Raw genomic sequence first — 3,234 nt, 5'->3', positions numbered from 1 at the left:
GCTTGCTGTGGTTGTCCTCGTCGGGTGGCGGCCTGGACCAGCAGCCGGCTGCGGCCGGCGGCGGCGACGGTGCGGGCATAGGCGCCTCGGCCGCGAACGGCACGGTCGATCGTGCAGGCCATGCAGGGACAGAGTCGGCAGGCGATCAGGCCCGAGAGGTCGGCGTCATAGGCCAGCCGCGCAACGGCCTGGGGCTCGGCGGCGAAGCGCTCGACCCCGGCGTTTGAGCGCCCACGTCGTCGGCCGATCCGCGATAGACGGTGGCGGTGTTGTCGAACGGATTGTGGCCGCCCAGCCGCAGCTGGACCATGTCCTGGAAGGTGAAGGTGGCCCAGGCCAGGTGGGCGATCAGTTGGTCCTCGCGGATGGGGATCACTCCCAGGATGTCGCGCAGCCGCCCGGCCTGCTGGGCGAGCGCTGGGCCGCCGGCAGGTTCAGGCCGGTGCAGGCCTCGACCCGCTCGCGCAGTTGGGCGCGGGTCAGGGCGCTGTCGCGCGGCAGGCCCTGCCAGAGCGGGTAGGCCGGCTCGCCCGCGGCCGGATGGTTACGGCAATAGTACTGATAGACGACCCGCAGGTCGGCGCGGAAGCCATAGGCCCCGTGCCGCCGGTCAGCACGCCGTTGGTCAGCAGCACGCCGTCATAGTTGGGGGTGTCGTCGGTGTCGAAGGCGTAGAGCTCGGCGGCCTTGGCCGCGACATTGCCGCCCCAGGACTGGCCATGCAGGATCGTGCGCTCGGGCCGGCCGTGCTGGGCCCAGAACAGTTGCCGGGTCGAGTCGGCGTCCTCGGCGGCCATGCGCACGCCATAGCCGCCCCGGCGATAGGTCGAGGCGGTCCAGGCATAGCCGGCCCGGACCATGACGGCGAACCGTTCGAGGTCTTCCAGCGGATCCTTGGCCTCGGGCGCGCCCAGGCGGGGACCGCCATGGGCGTGGACGATCAGCCGGTGGTTCCAGTTGGCGGGCAGGGCGGTGACGTACCAGGCCCCCCGGGCGTCGCGCCCCGACAGGCAGCGGGTGGTCGGCTCGAGATTGGCCGGGCAGGCGATCGGCGTCGGGGCCAGGGCGACCGGCGCGGCCTTGGCCGGAGCGGTCGCCGCGATCAGGCTCAGCAGTCCGGCCAGCAGGGTCATGGATAGCCTTTCGAAGTCCGGAAAACTCGGCGGCGCGCCCCGAGGGCCGCGCCGCCGCAGGGCCTAGAACGTCTTGGTGATGCTGCCGTACCAGTAGCGGCCATAGGGCCGATAGAGCGAGCCCAGATAGCCCGACGACGACAGTGGCGGCGCCTCGTCAGTGATGTTGCGCGCCCCCAGACGGAGACGGGTGTCCGAGGCCCAGCCTGCGCGCTTGTCCCATTCGTACTGGACGTAGAGATTGGCGGTGATCTGGCTTTCGACTTTCCAGGGCTCGCCCGTCGCCGACAGCAGGTCGGTGTCATCCACGGCGCTGATATATTGGGTGAAGCCGCCCGCCTGCCAGGGCCCCTTCGACCAGGTCAAAGATCCCGAGACCTTCCATTCCGGCCGCCCGTTCTGGGCCAGCAGATCGCTGGTTTCGGAAAGCGGGGTTGCGGCATTGATGATCCCGGCTTCCCGCGCGGCATAGAGCGCGTCGACCGCAGGGCCGGCGTCGCGCCCAAAGGCGATCAGCTTGGCCGCGTTAACGTTCAGCCGGAAATCGCCGGCCGGGGTGTCGCGCAGCCGCCAGGTCAGGCCCAGGTCCAGGCCCTCGACATCCTGCGGCAGCAGGTTGACGAAGCGGTCGCTGATCGAGGTGATCACGCCGACCGGATCGATGCCCGTCCCGGCAAACAGGGCGATGTCGTCTGCGTTGGCCGCGGCCCGGGTGACCAGGGGGTTCGCGCGGCCCTGCACACGGTCCAGATAGTCCTGGATCACGGCGTTGCGGCCGCCAAACAGCCCGACGATCTTCTCCTGCTGGATGCGCCAACGGTCGGCGGTCAAGGTGAAATCGCCCCAGGCCTCGGGCAGGAACTTGGGCTGGAAGACGACGCCATAGGAGGTGTTGGTGCTCTCCTCCGGCTCAAGTTCGGGATTTCCGGAGACCAGGAGCGAGGCGCCGATCGCGCGCGAACAGGCCCCGAAGGTGGCGATGCGCTTGGCCCTCAGATCAGCCTCGCAGCGGATATAATCGGGGTTGGTGGTCAGACGGCCATACTGGCTGGCATTGGTTTGTTCCAGGTTGGGCGCGCGGAAGCCTTCGGAATAGGAGGCGCGCACGCGCAGGCCGTCGAATAGGTCCCAAGCCATTGCGACCTTCGGCTTGGCGACGTCGCCGAAGTCCGAATAGTGCTCGGCCCGCGCGGCGATCTGCAGGTTCAGGCTGCGCACCAGCGGGATGTTCATCTCCGGGGAGACCACCGGCACGGCGAACTCGACATAGGCCGAGGTGACGGTGCGCTCGCCCTTGGTGTCGGGGTTCTGGCTGACGGCGATGACGTTGGAGAGCTGAACCGCTCCGGTCACGGAGTCGCGGAAGGGGTTCGAACCGTCCAGATTGGCGTCGCGATTGTCCTTCTGGGTTTCCTTGCGCGCCTCGAAGCCGAAGGCGACGCCGACATTGCCGGCCGGCAGCGCAAACAGGTCAGGTCGCGAGACCTTGAAGTCATAGAGGGCAAGGGTTGTGCGCGACTCGCGCTTGAGGCGGAAGGTGATGGCGTCCAGGGCCACCTGCGAGCTTGGGGTGCAGTCGCCGTAGCTGGTCTGGCCAACGCAGCCGCCGTTGAAGGGGTTGTAGGCGTCGGGCGTGGACAGGGCGAGCGAGGCCTGTAGCGCCGTGGTGTTGACCGCATCGGACTCGTCGACCGCCTCGGCCTCGGAATAGAGCAACGCGGTCTCCCAGTCGAAACCGCGCCATTCGCCGCGAAGGCCGCCAAGCAGGCGGGCCTGATAGTTGCTGACGTCCACCCCCTGATAGCCTGCGTCGACGAAGCGATACTGGTTGAGCGTCACGGCAAGGCCCGAGACCGGGACATTGGTGAGGCCCGTGATCCGGTTGGGATTGGCGCGGCCATCGGCGAAGGTCACGGGTCCGAACGGGTTCCAGTAGTTCTGCGCCGGGATCGTCAGGGTGTTGAGATTGATGACCGGCGGCTGGATGCGGTGGGTGTCGGCCTGATACCAGCCCAGCTCGCCAAAGGCGGTGACCGCTTCGTTGAGCTCATAGTGACCGGCGACGAATAGATTGACCCTTTGGGTGTCGGGCAGAACCGTG

General features: G+C 68.1%; 3 protein-coding genes. All 3 read right to left on the bottom strand.

The annotated features are described in order from the left end of the window. Nucleotides 1–145: 145 nt before the first annotated feature. Nucleotides 146–376, bottom strand: coding sequence for a hypothetical protein (locus CSW58_RS11200; protein ID WP_099447344.1), 231 nt, complete (start codon nucleotides 374–376; stop codon nucleotides 146–148). Between the two features lie 103 nt (nucleotides 377–479). Continuing rightward, the gene (locus CSW58_RS11195; protein ID WP_099447343.1) at nucleotides 480–1,133 is read right to left on the bottom strand and encodes a hypothetical protein; all 654 of its coding nucleotides are present in this window, start codon (nucleotides 1,131–1,133) and stop codon (nucleotides 480–482) included. Nucleotides 1,134–1,196: 63 nt separating this feature from the next. Then, nucleotides 1,197–3,234, bottom strand: a 2,038-nt coding sequence (locus CSW58_RS11190) for a TonB-dependent receptor domain-containing protein (RefSeq protein ID WP_143755179.1), incomplete at its 5' end; no start/stop codon positions are given.

This window comes from Caulobacter sp. B11, assembly GCF_002737765.1.
Taxonomy (GTDB): Bacteria; Pseudomonadota; Alphaproteobacteria; order Caulobacterales; family Caulobacteraceae; genus Caulobacter.
The sequence above is the reverse complement of the archived record's forward strand: the minus strand, read 5'-3'. Positions and strand labels throughout refer to the sequence as shown.

What these genes read in the sequence shown, in the direction of transcription:
- CSW58_RS11195 (WP_099447343.1), bottom strand. Translation starts at nt 1,133, where the DNA reads ATGACCCTGCTGGCCGGACTGCTGAGCCTGATCGCGGCGACCGCTCCG.